Annotated in this window: 14 protein-coding genes; 5 read left to right on the forward strand and 9 right to left on the reverse strand. The window is 73.6% G+C overall.

Annotated elements, in window-relative coordinates:
* Window positions 1-50 precede the first annotated feature (50 nt).
* From FXF50_RS15345 to FXF50_RS15360, 4 genes are all read right to left on the reverse strand, one after another.
* A complete protein-coding gene (locus tag FXF50_RS15345; RefSeq protein WP_148428375.1) occupies window positions 51-1,175 on the reverse strand; it encodes a glycosyltransferase family 4 protein in 1,125 nt (374 codons plus the stop codon).
* On the reverse strand, window positions 1,172-2,431 hold the full coding sequence (locus FXF50_RS15350) for a M48 family metallopeptidase (RefSeq protein WP_148428377.1): 1,260 nt from the start codon (window positions 2,429-2,431) through the stop codon (window positions 1,172-1,174). The genes FXF50_RS15345 and FXF50_RS15350 overlap by 4 nt, the downstream gene beginning before the upstream one ends.
* Window positions 2,432-2,530: 99 nt before the next feature.
* On the reverse strand, window positions 2,531-2,743 hold the full coding sequence (locus FXF50_RS15355) for a hypothetical protein (protein ID WP_148428844.1): 213 nt from the start codon (window positions 2,741-2,743) through the stop codon (window positions 2,531-2,533).
* Between the two features lie 133 nt (window positions 2,744-2,876).
* Window positions 2,877-4,277, reverse strand: a complete 1,401-nt coding sequence (locus tag FXF50_RS15360) for an NYN domain-containing protein (RefSeq protein ID WP_148428379.1) — start codon at window positions 4,275-4,277, stop codon at window positions 2,877-2,879.
* A 127-nt stretch (window positions 4,278-4,404) separates the two neighbouring features.
* Between FXF50_RS15360 and FXF50_RS15365 the strand changes: the two genes are divergently transcribed.
* The 5 genes from FXF50_RS15365 to FXF50_RS15385 all read left to right on the forward strand — a co-directional run bounded on the left by FXF50_RS15365 (window position 4,405) and on the right by FXF50_RS15385 (window position 9,884).
* Window positions 4,405-6,162, forward strand: coding sequence for a DEDD exonuclease domain-containing protein (locus FXF50_RS15365; protein ID WP_148428381.1), 1,758 nt, complete (start codon window positions 4,405-4,407; stop codon window positions 6,160-6,162).
* 127 nt (window positions 6,163-6,289) lie between these two features.
* Entirely contained in the window at window positions 6,290-8,080 is a 1,791-nt protein-coding gene (locus FXF50_RS15370; protein WP_148428383.1) for a bifunctional (p)ppGpp synthetase/guanosine-3',5'-bis(diphosphate) 3'-pyrophosphohydrolase, read from the forward strand.
* 49 nt (window positions 8,081-8,129) lie between these two features.
* A complete protein-coding gene (locus FXF50_RS15375; RefSeq protein ID WP_148428385.1) occupies window positions 8,130-8,669 on the forward strand; it encodes an NUDIX hydrolase in 540 nt (179 codons plus the stop codon).
* The gene (locus tag FXF50_RS15380; RefSeq protein ID WP_255510043.1) at window positions 8,666-9,544 is read left to right on the forward strand and encodes a sugar phosphate nucleotidyltransferase; all 879 of its coding nucleotides are present in this window, start codon (window positions 8,666-8,668) and stop codon (window positions 9,542-9,544) included. Before FXF50_RS15375 ends, FXF50_RS15380 begins: the two co-directional genes overlap by 4 nt.
* Before the next feature lie 52 nt (window positions 9,545-9,596).
* Window positions 9,597-9,884, forward strand: coding sequence for an Lrp/AsnC family transcriptional regulator (locus FXF50_RS15385; protein WP_091122500.1), 288 nt, complete (start codon window positions 9,597-9,599; stop codon window positions 9,882-9,884).
* Between the two features lie 60 nt (window positions 9,885-9,944).
* On the opposite strand, the gene FXF50_RS15390 is transcribed toward FXF50_RS15385, so the two are convergent.
* The 5 genes from FXF50_RS15390 to FXF50_RS15410 all read right to left on the reverse strand — a co-directional run bounded on the left by FXF50_RS15390 (window position 9,945) and on the right by FXF50_RS15410 (window position 15,125).
* A complete protein-coding gene (locus FXF50_RS15390; RefSeq protein WP_148428387.1) occupies window positions 9,945-10,625 on the reverse strand; it encodes a DUF4142 domain-containing protein in 681 nt (226 codons plus the stop codon).
* 210 nt (window positions 10,626-10,835) lie between these two features.
* A complete protein-coding gene (locus FXF50_RS15395) occupies window positions 10,836-12,467 on the reverse strand; it encodes a cytochrome b N-terminal domain-containing protein (RefSeq protein ID WP_148428389.1) in 1,632 nt (543 codons plus the stop codon).
* A complete protein-coding gene (locus FXF50_RS15400) occupies window positions 12,464-13,552 on the reverse strand; it encodes a ubiquinol-cytochrome c reductase iron-sulfur subunit (RefSeq protein ID WP_148428391.1) in 1,089 nt (362 codons plus the stop codon). Before FXF50_RS15400 ends, FXF50_RS15395 begins: the two co-directional genes overlap by 4 nt.
* A 67-nt stretch (window positions 13,553-13,619) precedes the next feature.
* Entirely contained in the window at window positions 13,620-14,453 is an 834-nt protein-coding gene (locus FXF50_RS15405; RefSeq protein WP_148428393.1) for a cytochrome c, read from the reverse strand.
* A gap of 72 nt (window positions 14,454-14,525) precedes the next feature.
* Window positions 14,526-15,125 (reverse strand): heme-copper oxidase subunit III, encoded by a 600-nt coding sequence (locus tag FXF50_RS15410; protein WP_091320077.1) that lies wholly within the window; start codon window positions 15,123-15,125, stop codon window positions 14,526-14,528.
* Window positions 15,126-15,128 lie beyond the last annotated feature (3 nt).

Raw genomic sequence — 15,128 nt, forward strand, 5'->3', positions numbered from 1 at the left:
GCCGGCGTCGCACCTGAACCGCCGCTGCGGCCCGGCGGGCCGCCCGTGGGTCAGCCGGCCAGCAGGGCGGCCATCCGCTCGGCCTGGGTCTCCCAGCGCCACTCGCGCTCCACCCAGGCCCGGCCGGCCGCGCCGAACTGCCGGGCCAGGTCCCGGTCGGCGAGCAGGGTCGCCACCCGGTCGGCGAGCTGGGCCACGTCCCGGCCGCGGACCACGTAACCGGTCTCGCCCTCGCGGACCGCGTCCGGCGCGCCGCCGGAGTCGCCGGCCACCACCGGCAGCCCGGTCGCGCTGGCCTCCAGGTAGACGATCCCCAGGCCCTCGACGTCCAGGCCGCGGTTGCGGGTGCGGCAGGGCATCGCGTAGACGTCGCCGGCCGCGTAGTGGGCGGGCAGCTCGGCCGAGGGCACCGACCCGGTGAACACCACGTCCCGTTCCACCCCGGTGTGCCGGGCCAGCTTCGCCAGCGTCGCCCGGTAGGGGCCGCCGCCGACGACCAGCAACGCGGCGTCCGGCACCCGGCGGCGGATCTCCGGCATCGCCCGGATGAGCATGTCCTGTCCCTTGCGCGGGACCAGGCGCGAGACGCACACCACGACCGGCCGGTCGGCCAGCCCCAGCCGCAGCCGCACCCGCTCGCCGTCGACGCCCGGGTGGTAGGTGTCCACGTCGACGCCCGGGGCGAGCCGGCGCAGCTCGGTCACCCCGTCGAGCACCCGGGCCAGCCGGACCCGGGTGTACTCGCCGAGGTAGGTGGTGACGTCCACGCCCCGGCCGATCCGGCGCAGCGCCGACCGGGCGCCGGGCAGCGTGGCCCAGCCGGCCTCGTGCCCGTGGGTGAGCGCCACCGCCCGGCGGATCCCGGCCCGCCGGCGCAGCCCCGCCGCGAGCAGCCCCAGCGGGGCCGCCGCGCCGAACCACACCGTGTCGCAGTCGTACGCCCGCGCCAGCCGCGCCGCCCGGCGGGCCACCAGCGGGGTGGGCAGCAGCACCTTGGTGCGCTCCCGGACCACCTCGAACGGCTGGTCGGCGTCGAACTTGGCCGCGCCGCGCCAGCTCGACGCGTAGACCACCACGGAGCCCGGTGGCTGGCGCACCGCCAGGTTGTGCACGAACGACTGGATGCCGCCGGGGCGGGGCGGGAAGTCGTTGGTGATCAGCAAGGTGCGGCTCATCCGCCGGACTCCCTGGCGTAGGCGCGGGCGGCGGCCATCCGCTCCACGGTGGACGGGTGGGACGCCGACCAGAGGTATTCCCAGCGCGGCGGGTCGGGGTCGGACAGGTTCACCCCGGCCAGCCGGCGCTGCATCGCCTCGAAGGTGGCCGGGTCGCCGGTGAGCGCCAGCGCGTGCGCGTCGGCGCGGGCCTCCACCCGCCGGGAGACCAGCGCCTGCACCGGCGTGGCCACCAGGCCGACCACCGTGACCAGCGCGATCAGCAGCGGGAACGCCCGGGGCTGGGCGATCGAGTCGACGCCGGCCAGCCGCAGCAGCGGCGTCCAGGAGCCGATCAGGTAGAGCGCCACCACCGCGGCGGCGGCGCCCAGCGCCCCGATGAGGGTGGCGGTCCAGACGTCCCGGTCCTTGGCGTGCCCCAGCTCGTGGGCGACCACGCTGGTCACCTCCGCCGGGTCCGCCTCGCGGAGCAGGGTGTCGTAGACGACCACCCGCCGGGTCGGCCCCAACCCGGACACGTACGCGTTGACCGCCCGGGTCCGCCGCGAGGCGTCGGCGACCAGGACGTCGCGTACCGGCACGCCGTCCCGGGCCGCCAGGCTGGTCAGCTCGGTGCGCAGCGGGCCGGGCTCCATGGGGGTGAACCGGTTGAACACCGGCTCGACCAGCACCGGCAGCACGAACGACAGCAGCACCACGAGGGCGGCGGCGCCGGCCGCGCCGAACGCCCACCACCAGCGCGGGGAGAGCCGGACCACCGTGTAGAAGCCGAGCAGGACGAGCGCGCCGATGACGGCGCTGACCGCGTACGACTTGAGCAGGTCGACCGTCCAGCCGCCCCAGCCCTGGGTGCTCAGCCCGTAGCGGGTCAGCACGGTCTGCCGCCAGGCGGCGAAGGGCAGGGTGAGCAGGTCGGCGAGGAACATCACGGCCAGCCCGCCGAGCACCGCCTGGGCCGTCCAGTGGCCGCCGAAGGGCCGGCCGGCCAGCTCGACCAGGCGGCCGCCGAGCGGGGTGAGCCCGAGCACCAGGGCCACCACCAGGCCGACGGCGAGCGCCGACCAGCCGGCGGGGCGCAGCGCGCCGTGGAAGGCCCGGCCCCGGGCCACCTGGTCGACGGGGAGCGCGCGCAGCGCCGCGAGCTGGTCGGCGCGGGGCGCCGGTGGCCGGCTCCACGGCACCAGCAGCGCCGCGGCGACGAGCAGCGCCACGGCCAGCCCGGCCAGGGTCAGCACCGCCCAGCCGCGCGGGGTCACCGCCCCACCCGCCGTGCCCGCGTCATGCCGCTCCCCTCCCGCCGTGAGGGCCCATCCTAAGGCCCGGCGCGGGCCGGGTGGCCGCGGTGCCGCGGCGGATCAGGCGACCCGGCGGCGGCGGACCGGCTTCCGGGGAGCGGGCGGGGCGGGCAGCACCTGCACCTCGAACCCGGCCCGGGCGAACACCTCGATCGCCCGGTGCTCGGCGGGGCCCAGGTCGGCCGCCGTGGCGCCGGTGTCGAGCAGCGCGGTCACCAGGCAGCCGGAGCACCCGGCGCCGCGGATCCCGCAGGTGTCGCAGTCGATGAGCATCAACGCCTCCTGACGCGTGGCCGGTGGCGGACCGGAGAGCTGTCCACCACCGTCGGTCACCACGAGGCTAGGCCGAGGGTGTGACAGAACCGGACAACGAGGCAGCACCCACCCCGAATCCGATCATCGGCCCTCAGGACCGGGCGAGCCGCCGCAGCAGCGAGTCGGCGCCGAGCGGGTAGGCGCCGTGCCGGCGTACCCCGTCGGCGACCTCGCGGTCGGAGGAGACCACCACGACCGGCCGGCCGGCCGGCTCGGCGCGGACCAGCCGGCGGATCAGCTCGTCGGCCGTCTCCCCCTTGCGGGAGAAGAGCACTCGCACCCCGCGCGGCGTGGGCGGCAGCCCGTGGATGCGCTCGGCGCCGTCGAAGACCACGGTGACCTCGTCGCCGGTCTGCGCGGCGATCCCGCCCAGCCCGCTGATCAGCCGCTTGCGCTGCTGCTCCAGCGACATCTCGCCGAAGCCCCGCTTGGTGACGTTGTAACCGTCCACCACCAGGTGCGCCTTGGGCAGGGCGAGCAGCTGGTCGAGCCGGGCCGGGTCGTCGGTGTCCCGCGCCCGGGCCGCGGCCCCGGCCGGGGTGGCCGCCGACTGGTCGGCGAACGCGTCGGCCACGAAGTCGGCGGGCAGCTTCTCCACCGGATCCAGGGCCAGCTCGCGGCGGAGCCCGACGGCGGCCTGGCCGATCGTCTCCAGCAGCAGCCAGAGCTTCGCCTCGTCGACCGAGCGGGCCTCCTTGGCGCTGACCCGGGCCACCCCGGCCGCGGCCTCCGCCTCGGCCAGCCGGGCCCGGGCGCGGCGCAGCTCCGCGTCGGCGTCGGCCGCCGCGCGGGCCGCCCGGCCCCGCTCGGTGGCCAGCATCTCGGTGGCCTTGCGCTCCCGGGCCTGGGTCTCCCGCAGGGTACGGGCGAGCTGCCGGGCCTCCTCGCGGAGCTGGCCCAGCTCCTCCCGGACCCGGGCGAGCTCGTCGCGGAGCTTCTCCGCCTCCACCCGGGCCACCGCCCGGTCGTGCTCGGCGCGGGTGGCCCGCTGCTCGGCCTCGCGGACCAGCTCGGCCACCACCGCGCTGTCCGCCTCGGCGCGCACCGCGGCGCCGCTGGCCTCGATCAGCTCCCGCCAGCCCCGGGGCCGGGCCAGGTAGGCCAGGGCGGCCACCTCGACCGGGTCGGCCGCCGCCGGGGCGGTGCCCTCCACCACGGCCGCGCCGAGGTCGCCGGCGTCGGCGAGCACCCGGGCGGTGACCCGCTGCCGGAACAGCGGGTCGCCGGTGAGCTGGGCGGCGATGGCCGGGGCGCCGAGCCGGGCGCGCCGGTTGGGGGCGAACTTGGCCACCCGGCGCAGCGGCACCGGCACCTCGTCGGCGGCCAGGGCGGGCAGCACCGCGGCGGTGAGCGCCACGATCCGCTGCCGGACCGGCTCGGGCAGGGTCGGCTCCGGCTCCAGCGGGGCCGAGGGGCTCTCACCGGCGTCGTGCGCGCCGACCACCGGCTCCTCCGCGGAGGAGTGGTCGTCGTGCGGCTCGGTGAGGGGCATGTGGCAAGTCTCCCACCCCGAACGGGCCCACCGCCCGGTGAGTGAGCCGATCTCTCATCCTACCGCCGTGGTAGCGATTGGGACTGGTGGGACGGGAGTGTCGGACCCCGCCGCTAGGGTGCCGCGGGTGACGCGAGCGGAGTACGTCCAGGAGGCGCTGGCCGGCCTGGACCGGGCGGCGGGCACGGGGGTCGACCCCGCGCTGCCGCTCTACGCGACCACCTTCGTGGTGGTCGACCTGGAGACCACCGGCGGCGCGCCGGACGGCGGCGGGATCACCGAGATCGGCGCCGTCAAGGTGCGCGGCGGCGAGGAGCTGGGTGTGCTCGCCACCCTGGTCAACCCGGGGGTGCCGATCCCGCCGTTCATCACCGTGCTGACCGGTATCACCCAGGCCATGCTGCTCCCCGCCCCGCCGATCGAGCAGGTGCTGCCGAGCTTCCTGGAGTTCATCACCGACGCCGTGCTGGTGGCCCACAACGCGCCCTACGACGTGGGCTTCCTCAAGGCCGCCTGCGCCCGGCACGGCTACACCTGGCCCAACCCGCGGGTGCTGGACACCGCCGCGCTGGCCCGCCGCGTGCTCACCCGCGACGAGGTGCCCAACCGCAAGCTGGGCACCCTGGCGGCCTACTTCCGCACCGCCACCCAGCCGACCCACCGGGCGCTCGACGACGCCAAGGCGACCGTCGACGTGCTGCACGGGCTGATCGGCCGGCTCGGCGGGCACCGGGTCGACACCGTCGGCGAGGCCATCGAGTTCGCCCGGGCGGTCACCCCGACCCAGCGTCGCAAGCGGCACCTCGCCGAGGGGCTGCCGAAGGTGCCCGGGGTCTACATCTTCCGGGCCGCCGACGACCGGCCGCTCTACGTCGGCACCTCCGGCGACATCGCCACCCGGGTGCGCAGCTACTTCACCGCCGGGGAGAAGCGGGCCCGGATCTCGGAGATGCTGGCGGCCGCCGAGCGGGTGGAGGCCGTCGAGTGCGCCCACTCGCTGGAGGCCGAGGTGCGCGAGCTGCGGCTGATCGCCGCGCACGCGCCGCCGTACAACCGGCGGTCGAAGTATCCCGAGCGCCAGGTCTGGCTGAAGCTGACCGACGAGGCGTACCCCCGGTTGTCGATCGTGCGCGACCTGGCCCCCACCGACTCGGCCTACCTCGGCCCGTTCCGCTCCAAGCAGGCCGCCGAGCTGGCCGCCGCCGGGTTCCACGACGCGGTGCCGCTGCGGCAGTGCACGCACCGGCTGTCCCGGCGCACCACCATGCCGGCCTGCGCGCTGGCCGAGCTGGGTCGCTGCCCGGCGCCCTGCGAGCACCGGATCACCCCCGAGGAGTACGACCACCGCGCCGCCGTCCCGTTCCGCACCGCCACCCGGGACGACCCGCAGGTGGTGGTGGACGCCCTGCTGGCCCGGATCGAGGTGCTCTCCGACGCCCGGCGCTACGAGGAGGCCGCGGTGGTCCGCGGCCGGCTCGCCGCGGTGCTGCGCGCGGCGGTCCGGATGCAGCGGCTGGCCGCGCTGACCGGCATCGCCGAGCTGGCCGCCGCCCGCCCGGCCGCCCGGGGCGGCTGGGAGCTGGCCCTGGTCCGGCACGGCCGGCTGGCCGGGGCCGGGGTGTCCCCGCCGGGTGTCCACCCGCGACCGACCATCACCGCGATCCGGGCCACCGCCGAGACGGTCCTGCCCGGGCACGGCCCGGTGCCGGCCGCCACCGCCGAGGAGACCGAGCGGATCCTGTCCTGGTTGGAGCGACCGGAGACCCGGCTCGTGGAGACCTCAACCGGGTGGGCCTCGCCGGTCGCCGGCGCGGGCCGGTTCCGGGACCTGTTGACCAAGGCGGAAAACGGCGCGTCCCACCAACTCTCGACCGAACGCCCATGACCAAGTGTCCGATCGGACTACGTCAACTCCCTTAGGCTGTTAGAGAAGTGCAGTCCTGCCCGATTCGCGGGCCTGCTCCCGGTTGCCGGTTCCGGCGACCCGGGGCCGGGGTGAGGAGGTGTCCCAGGTGGACGTCGACGCCGGACACGGCGCCGCCCTGGGCGGCGCCCTTCCGACCCAGCCCGGCGAGCTTCCGCTCTCCCGCCGGCTGCGCTCCCTGCTCACCTGGCCCACCACCGACGGCGATCCGGTCACCGCGCTGGTCCGCGCCCACCGGGGCATCCATCCCAGCGCCGACGCGTCGGTGCTGCGGCGGGCCTACACGATCGCCGAGAACATGCACCGCGGCCAGTTCCGCAAGAGCGGCGAGCCGTACATCACCCACCCGCTCGCGGTCGCCCAGATCTGCGCCGACCTTGGGATGGACACCACCACCCTGGTCGCCGCCCTGCTGCACGACACCGTCGAGGACACCCGCTACACCCTCCAGGCGCTCCAGGAGGACTTCGGCCGCCAGGTCGCGCACCTGGTCGACGGGGTGACCAAGTTCGACAAGGCGTTCTACGGCAAGGCCGCCGAGGCGGAGACCGTCCGCAAGATGATCGTGGCGGCCGGCAAGGACGTCCGGGTGCTGATCATCAAGCTGGCCGACCGGCTGCACAACATGCGCACCCTCGGGGTCCGTTCGGCCGCCTCGCGGGAGCGGATCGCCCGCAAGACCCAGGAGGTGCTCGTCCCGCTCTGCGACCGGCTGGGCATCCAGACCCTCAAACGCGAGCTGGACGACGTGGTGCTGCTGCACCTGCGGCCGGAGGAGCACGCGCGGATCGCCCGCTTCGTGCACGACCGGCCGGGCTGGGACACCTACCTGGACGACGTGGTGGCGAAGACCCGGGTGGCGCTGCGCCGCAGCCGGGTGGACGCCGAGGTCGGTCCCCGCCCCCGGCACCTCTACTCGATCTGGAAGGACACGGTGGCCGGCGACCACGCCGCGCCCTACGACCTGCCCCGCATCGCCATCGTGGTGGACGGTCCGGCCACCGACTGCTACGCCGCGCTCGGCGCGGTGCACGGGCTCTGGCGGCCGGTGCCGGGCCGCTTCAAGGACTTCATCGCCTCTCCCAAGAACAACCTCTACCGCTCCCTGCACACCAGCGTCTGCGGGCCGCAGGACCGGACCGTCGAGGTGCTGATCCGCACCGAGGAGATGCACCGCTCGGCGGAATACGGCGTCGCCGCCCACTACCGCTTCCCGCGCGCCACCGGCCGGCCGGGCGACCGGGCGGACGAGCTGGCCTGGCTGCGCCGGGTGCTCGACTGGGAGCAGGAGACGGTCGACCCCACCCAGTTCATGGAGTCGCTCCGCTGCGACCTGGCCGAGGCGCAGATCCAGGTGGTCGCCGACGGGCGGCAGGTGGTGCTGCCGGCCGGAGCCACCCCGGTCGACCTCGCCTACGAGCTGGGCACCGAGCGCGGCGACCACTGCCTCGCCGCGCGGATCAACGGCCGGCTGGCCCCGCTCTCCTCCGAGCTGGAGGAGGGCGACGTGGTGGAGATCTTCACCGAGAGCGACGCGGAGAGCGGCTTCGAGGTCGACGTGGCGCCGCGCGGGCCGCGCCGCGAGTGGCTGGGCTTCGTCAAGTCCCCGCACGCCCAGATGCAGATCAACCGCTGGTTCGCCGAGCACACCGAGCCCGGCATCTCGATCGCCGACAAGGTCCGCCTCGGCCGGGCCACCATCGGTCTGGCGCTGCGCAAGCACGACCGGGGCCTGGCCAGCGACCTGCCGCTGCTGCGGCTCTCCGAGGAGCTGGGCTACCCCGACCTGGAGACCCTGCTCGTGGCGGTCTTCGACCGCACCGTCGAGCCGGACACGGTGGTCCAGCAGCTGATCGATCTGGTCGACCACCGGCAGTAGGCGAGCTCCGCTCATCCACCGGCGCGACCCGGCCACTAGCCTTACAGGCATGATCCCCCGCGCGCGTGCCACCGGACGGGCCCTCGGCTACCAGATCTTCTACCGGCTCCCGGTGCCGCTGCGGCGCCGACTGGTCCGGCTCGCCGTGCCGAAGTACATCGTCGGCGCGGTCACCCTGGTCCGGGACGCCGAGGCCGAGGGGCCCGGCCGGCTCCTGCTGCTGCGCCAGCCGCCCGGCCACAGCTGGACGCTCCCGGCCGGCCTGCTGCAACGCGGCGAGGCGCCGGTGGTCGGGGCGGCCCGCGAGCTGTACGAGGAGTCCGGCATCCGGCTCTCCCCCGAGCGGCTCCGCCCGGCCGTGCCGAACGCCGTGGTGCACGCCAAGGGTTGGGTGGACGTGGTCTTCGAGGCGGAGGTGCCGGCCTCCCGCACCGAGTTGGCGGTGGACGGCGCCGAGGTCTTCGAGGCCGCCTGGCACCCGCTGGACGACCTGCCCCGGCTGAGCCGGGCCACCGCCAACCTGCTCCGCCACTACGGCATCGGCCCGCGCGCGGGTGAGGTCCCGCCGGCGGCGCCACCCGCGGCGTGACCGCTCCCGCGACCGGGCCGGGCTGGCGGGCCGCCGTGGACGTCTGCGCGGTGGTGCTCGCCGCCGGCGAGGGCACCCGGCTGCGCCCGCTCACCGAGCACCTGCCGAAGGCACTCTGCCCGGTCGGCAACGTGCCGCTGCTCGACCGCGCGCTGGACCGGCTGGCCGGGCTGGGCCTGGCCGGGCCGGACCGGGTCGCGGTGAACGCCTGCTACCTGGGCGGGCAGGTGGTGGCGCACGTGGGCGCCCGCGCGCACCTGTCGGTCGAGCCGGGCGACCCGCTCGGCACCGCCGGCGGGCTGGGCAACCTGCGCGACTGGATCGCCGGGCGGGGGGTGCTGGTGGGCAACGCCGACGCGTACCTCGCCGACCCGGACGCCCCGCCGGGGCCGGACGTGGCGGCGCTGCTGGACGGCTGGGACGGGCGGAGCGTACGCCTGCTCGGCCAGCCGGCCGACGACCCGGCGGCCCCCGGCACCTTCGACGGCCACCGGTTCGTCGGGTTCTCGCTGCTGCCGTGGCGGCTGGTCCGGGACCTGCCGCCGACCTTCGGCGACCTGGTCCGGGCGGTCTGGCGGCCGGCGGAGGCGGCCGGCGCGCTCACCGTGCTGCCCTACCGGGGCATCTTCTACGACACCGGTACCCCGGCCGACTACCTGGCCGCGAACCTGCACGCGGCCGGCCCCGGCGGCCTGGTCGACCCGTCCGCCACGGTCGACGGGCCGGTGACCCGCTCGGTGGTGGGGGCGGGCGCCGTGGTGCGCGGCGCGGTGGACCGGTCGGTCGTCTGGCCCGGCGCGACGGTCGCCGCGGGGGAACGCCTCAGCGAGGTGATCCGGGCCGGCAGCGACCTCACCGTCCCGGCGGCCCGGTGACCCACGGAGCCTCTAGCATGGGCCTCGACGCCGACGAACGGAGAAATGTCCCGTGATCACCGCGATCGTGCTGATCGACTGCGCCACCGACTCCATTCCCGAGGTGGCCGAGACGCTGGCCAACCTGCCCGGCGTCAGCGAGGTCTACTCGGTGGCCGGGCACGTCGACCTGATCGCCATGGTCCGGGTCCGCGAGTTCGAGCAGATCGCCCAGGTCATCGCCGGCAGCATCTCCAAGGTGCCCGGGGTGATCAACACCGAGTCGCACATCGCCTTCCGGGCCTACTCCCAGCACGACCTGGAGGAGGCGTTCGCGATCGGGCTGGCCAACGCCGACTGACCGCACGCGGGTGGCCGGCCCGCCCCCGTGGGGCGGACCGGCCACCGTGGGCCGTTCGCGTCAGCTCTGGCCGGGCGCCGGGGTCTCCGTGGTGCCCGGAGCGGGCGCCTCGGTGCCGGTGCCACCCGGGGCCGGCGACTCGGTGCCGCCCGGAGCCGGCGACTCGGTGCCGGTGCCGCCCGGGCTGGGCGTGCCGCTGCCGCTGGTCTGCGGGACCGGGACGCCCAGGGTCTGGGCCAGGGCCACCAGCGCGTCGTAGTGCGCCTGGAGGATCGGCAGGGCGTCCTGGGCGAGCTGGACCACCGACTGCTCGGAACCCTGCGAGATCTCGGTCTGCGTGGCCTGGATGGCCTGGACGTGGCCGGCCAACTGGGCCGTCACCCACGCCTTGTCGAACTCGGCGCCGCTCAGGTTGTTCAGCCGGTCCAGGACCTTCTGCTGGTCGGCGGTCGGGTCGGCCGGCAACTGGACGTTGAGCTGCTGGGCGGTGGACTGCACCGTCTGGTCCAGCTGGGTGTGGTCCGTGACGAACATCTTGCCCAGGTCCTTGACCTGCTGGTTCTTGCCCTTCTGTTGCGCCAGGTTACCCGCGGTGATCTCGAACAGGTTCACCTGGTGCAGCGCCTGCAGGTACTGGGTGTCCTGCGTCGACGGCTGCGCCGCGGCCTGGGCCGCGGTCGCTGGTGCCAGTCCCACGAGCACCAGCGCGGCCAGCAGGCCCAGGCGTTTGATTCCCAACATGCTTTCCCCCCCTTGAGACGTTGGACCGCACGGATACCCGGCTGACCGGGGTTATTCCTGCGATTCCACCCGTCCGTGTCAGGGGGTGGCGGGGCACCGGAGCGGGGCCGACGGGCGTCCCGCGGACGGAACGGGACGGCAGGGCCGGAAACGGCCGTGGCGCCCGCCGGATGATCCGGCGGGCGCCACGGTCAGTCGTACCCGGGCGGGTCAGCGGCGGCTCTCGCCGCTGCCGATCTCCTCCCGCTCCGGTCGGGGCTCGACCGGCGGGTGCCCCGGCGAGACCGGCGCCTCGGCCGGCTTCTCGATCGGGTAGAAGAAGCCCCGGATGGCCGGGCCGAGGGCCCCGAGCCGGTTCATCTTCTTCGGCACCACCCAGCCGACGTAGTCCAGCGCGGGGCCGTGGCCGTCGTGCCCGTCGGTCGGGGTGAGCGGCTGGTGGACCTCGACGAACCGGCCGTCGGGCAGCCGCTTGATGATGCCGGTCTCCACGCCGTGGGCCAGCACCTCCCGGTCGTGCTGCTGGAGACCCAGGCAGATCCGGTAGGTGAAGTAGTAGGCCAGCGGCGGGACGACCAGCAGGCCGATGCGGCCGGCCCAGGTCATCGCGTTCAGGCTGATGTGGAACTTGTCGGCGATGACGTCGTTGCCGCCCGAGAGGGTCAGCACGATGTAGAAGGAGACCGCCATGGCGCCCACCGCGGTCCGGGCCGGCACGTCCCGGGGCCGCTGGAGCAGGTTGTGGTGCTTGTAGTCCTTGAGGCGGCGCGCCTCCAGGAACGGGTACATCGTCGACAGGCCCACCAGGATGCCGGGGAGCACGACCGTCGGCCAGAACAGCGGCGGGATGACGTACCCGTCGCCGATCGGGATGCTGATCTCCCAGGCCGGCATGAGTCGGGTCGAGCCGTCGAGGAACATGACGTACCAGTCGGGCTGGCTGGCGGCCGAGACCACCCACGCCTCGTACGGGCCGAAGTACCAGATCGGGTTGATCTGGAACAGGCCACCCATGAGCGCGATCACGCCGAAGACGACCATGAAGAAGCCGCCCTGCTTGAGCGCGTAGCGCGGGAACATCCGCTCGCCGACCACGTTCTCGTTGGTCCGGCCGGGGCCGGGCCACTGGGTGTGCTTCTGCTTGAAGACCAGGCCCAGGTGGGCGCTGATCAGCGCCACCAGCAGGCCCGGGATGAGCAGCACGTGGGCGATGAAGAACCGGCTGATGATGATGGTGCCCGGGAACTCCCCGCCGAAGATCGACGAGCTGACCCAGGAGCCGATCACCGGGATCGACAGGATGATGCCGGAGGCGATCCGGAGGCCGGTGCCGGAGAGGCCGTCGTCCGGCAGCGAGTAGCCGGTGAAGCCGGCCAGGAAGCCGACCCAGAACAGCAGCGAACCGATGATCCAGTTCGTCTCACGCGGCTTGCGGAACGCGCCGGTGAAGAACACCCGGAGCATGTGCACCACGATCGCGGCCATGAACAGCAGGGCCGCCCAGTGGTGCATCTGCCGCATGATCAGACCGCCCCGGACGTCGAACGACAGGTCCAGGCTGGAGGCGTAGGCGGCCGACATCGGGGTGCCCCGCAGCGGGGCGTAGCTGCCGTCGTAGACCACCTCGGTCATCGACGGCTCGAAGAAGAAGGTCAGGAAGACGCCGGTCAGCAGCAGGACGACGAACGAGAAGAGCGCGATCTCGCCCAGCAGGAAGGACCAGTGGTCAGGGAAGACCTTGTTCAGCAGCTTGCGCAGCGGGGTCGCCACCTGGAAGCGGTCGTCCACCGCCCCGGCGCTCTTGGCCGGCAGCGCGGCCGCATCAAACTTTCGGCGCTTCATGGCCGCTCCCAGAAGTCGGGACCGATGGTCTCGGTGTAGTCGGACCTCGCCACGAAGAAGCCCTCCTCGTCCACCTCGATCGGCAGCTGGGGCAGCGGCCGGTTCGCCGGGCCGAAGACCGGCTTGGCGTTGTCGGTGATGAGGAACTGCGACTGGTGGCAGGGGCAGAGCAGCCGGTTGGTCTGCTGCTCGTAGAGGCTGGCCGGGCAACCGGCGTGCGTGCAGATCTTGGAGAACGCGACGTAGTTGCCCCACATGTAGTCGCCGTGGCCCTTGCGCTCGTTGGCGGCGCGCGACTTCTGCGCGTCGTCCTCGCGCAGGTGGATCAGCAGGGTCGGCGAGTCGGCGTGCTTGTTGCTGACGCCGCCGTCGATGCCCGGGAACACGGTGAGCTGGCCGCCGACGCTGACGTCCGCCGGACGGATCGGCCGGCCGTCCTCGCGGACCAGCCGGATCCGCTTGCCGTCCGAGGCCGGCTTGAAGCCGGTGGTGAACATCTGGTTGTCCTTGTGCGGCTGCGAGATCAGACCACCGACCAGCGGCGCCGCGACGACCGCACCGACCGGCGCCAGGCCGGCGAGCAGCGAGATGCCGAGCAGCGGCCGGCGCTTCACGCCGAGCTCGTCGGCCATGTAGAGCATCGTCTCGCCGGTGATCTTCCGGTCCTCCGGGGAGCCCGGCTGGTCGTGCCGGTCCTGGATCGAGACCTCCTTGGGCAGCAGCTTCTTGCCCCAGGTGAGGATGCCGAAGCCGACCCCCAGGAGCGCGATGCCCAGGGTCACGCCGAGCAGCGGGGTGTAGTACTTGTCGCCGCCGCGGCCGGCCTCCCACTTCCACGGCCACCAGATGTAGATGACCAGGAACGCGGTGGCCGCGGCGCCGGTCAGCAGGAACATCGTGGCGACCGTGCGGGTCAGCCGGCGCTCCGCCTTGCTGCCCGGGACCACCTGCGCCTCGTAGTGGACGATCTCGATGTCGTCCCGACGCGCGCCCTCCTGGACGATGTCGAACCGGGAGAGCCGGGGGTCGTTCACGTCGAGCGGCTCCCGGCCCTGCGGGGCCTGGTGCTCGGTGTGGGTGCTCATGCCGTCACCTCGCTACGGGTGACGCCGGGGGTCGGCGCCACAGCACTGAAACGAATGATCCGCTCGGTCACGACTTGCCCGCAATCCACAGGCTCGCGAAGACCAGCGCGACGATGCCGACCAGGAAGATCGCGAGACCCTCGGTCGACGGGCCGTACCGGCCCAGGTTGAAACCGCCCTGGTCCTGGTCGTGCTTCAGGGTCTCCTGGATGTAGGCGATGATGTCCGCCTTCTGCTCCGGAGAGATCTGGTTGTCGCCGAACACCGGCATGTTCTGCGGGCCGCTCAGCATGGCGGCGTAGATCTGCCGGTCGCTGGCCGGCTTCAGGCTCGGCGCGTACTTGCCCGAGGAGAGGGCACCGCCGCCGGCGCCGAAGGCGTGGCACTGCGAGCAGTTGATCCGGAACAGCTCGCCACCGGTGGAGAGGTTCGCGCCCTCACGCAGGTCACCCTGCGGCACCTGCGGGCCGCCGCCGAGCTCCTGGATGTACTGGCCGAGCTGGCGCACCTGCTCGTCGGTGAACTGCGGGGGCTTGCGCATGGCCTGGGCTTCCTGCCGGGCCATCGGCATGCGACCGCTGCTGACCTGGAACTCGACCGAGGCCGACCCGACGCCGATCAGGCTCGGACCGCGTCCCTCGACGCCCTGGGCGTTGCGACCGTGACAGGTCACGCAGCTCACGTCGAACAGCGCCTTGCCCTCGTTGGCGGCGGCGCTCAGGGGCGGGTTGTCCTGCGCCTGCACGCCGGGGGCGAAGACGGTGTAGGCGCCGCCGGCCAGCATCAGCGCGGCGGCCAGCCGGACCGCGGCACCCAGCCGGCGGCGGCCCCTGCTGCGCGCTACGGGCCGCCCGCGCAGGCGCGCGAGCAGACCGCGTCGGCGGTCGTTGTCAGAAGTCATGACCTGTGTCCTTAACCGGTTGGACCTTGTCTCAGGGGACGGAGCAGCGGCGCGGTACGTGACGCGCCAAGATCACTGGAGCCAGTAGATCATGGCGTAGAGCCCGATCCACACGACGTCGACGAAGTGCCAGTAGTAGGACACGACGATCGCCGAGGTCGCCTGCGCCGGGGTGAACCGGCCCATGGTGGTGCGGATCATGAAGATGACGAACGCGACCAGACCGCCGGTCACGTGCAGGCCGTGGAAGCCGGTCGTCAGGTAGAACATCGACCCGTAACCGTCTTCGTTGATCTTGACACCCTCGTGCACCAGGTTGCGGTACTCGTTCGCCTGGCCGAGGACGAAGATGAGGCCCATCACGAAGGTGATCGTGAACCACCGACGGAGGGCGTGGACGTCGCCCTTCTCGGCCGCGAAGACACCGAGCTGGCAGGTCACCGAGGACAGCACCAGGATCACCGTGAAGGTGGTCGCATAGGGGATGTTCAGGATCTCGGTGTGCTTCTCCCACTGCTCCGGCGCCGCCGCGCGGATCGAGAAGTACATCGCGAACAGCGCCGCGAAGAACATGAGTTCGCTGGAGAGCCACACGATCGTCCCGACGCTGACCATGTTGGGTCGGGTCAGGGAGTGGATCCGGCTCTTGTCAATGGCTGGGGCCGCAGTCACGCG

This window comes from Micromonospora sp. AP08, from assembly GCF_008085935.1.
GTDB lineage: Bacteria > Actinomycetota > Actinomycetes > Mycobacteriales > Micromonosporaceae > Micromonospora > Micromonospora chersina.

Coding starts and splice junctions, on each gene's coding strand:
- FXF50_RS15395 (WP_148428389.1), bottom strand. CDS start 12,467: ATGAAGCGCCGAAAGTTTGATGCGGCCGCGCTGCCGGCCAAGAGCGCC.
- FXF50_RS15400 (WP_148428391.1), bottom strand. CDS start 13,552: ATGAGCACCCACACCGAGCACCAGGCCCCGCAGGGCCGGGAGCCGCTC.
- FXF50_RS15355 (WP_148428844.1), bottom strand. CDS start 2,743: ATGCTCATCGACTGCGACACCTGCGGGATCCGCGGCGCCGGGTGCTCC.
- FXF50_RS15360 (WP_148428379.1), bottom strand. CDS start 4,277: ATGCCCCTCACCGAGCCGCACGACGACCACTCCTCCGCGGAGGAGCCG.
- FXF50_RS15390 (WP_148428387.1), bottom strand. CDS start 10,625: ATGTTGGGAATCAAACGCCTGGGCCTGCTGGCCGCGCTGGTGCTCGTG.
- FXF50_RS15405 (WP_148428393.1), bottom strand. CDS start 14,453: ATGACTTCTGACAACGACCGCCGACGCGGTCTGCTCGCGCGCCTGCGC.
- FXF50_RS15345 (WP_148428375.1), bottom strand. CDS start 1,175: ATGAGCCGCACCTTGCTGATCACCAACGACTTCCCGCCCCGCCCCGGC.
- FXF50_RS15375 (WP_148428385.1), top strand. CDS start 8,130: ATGATCCCCCGCGCGCGTGCCACCGGACGGGCCCTCGGCTACCAGATC.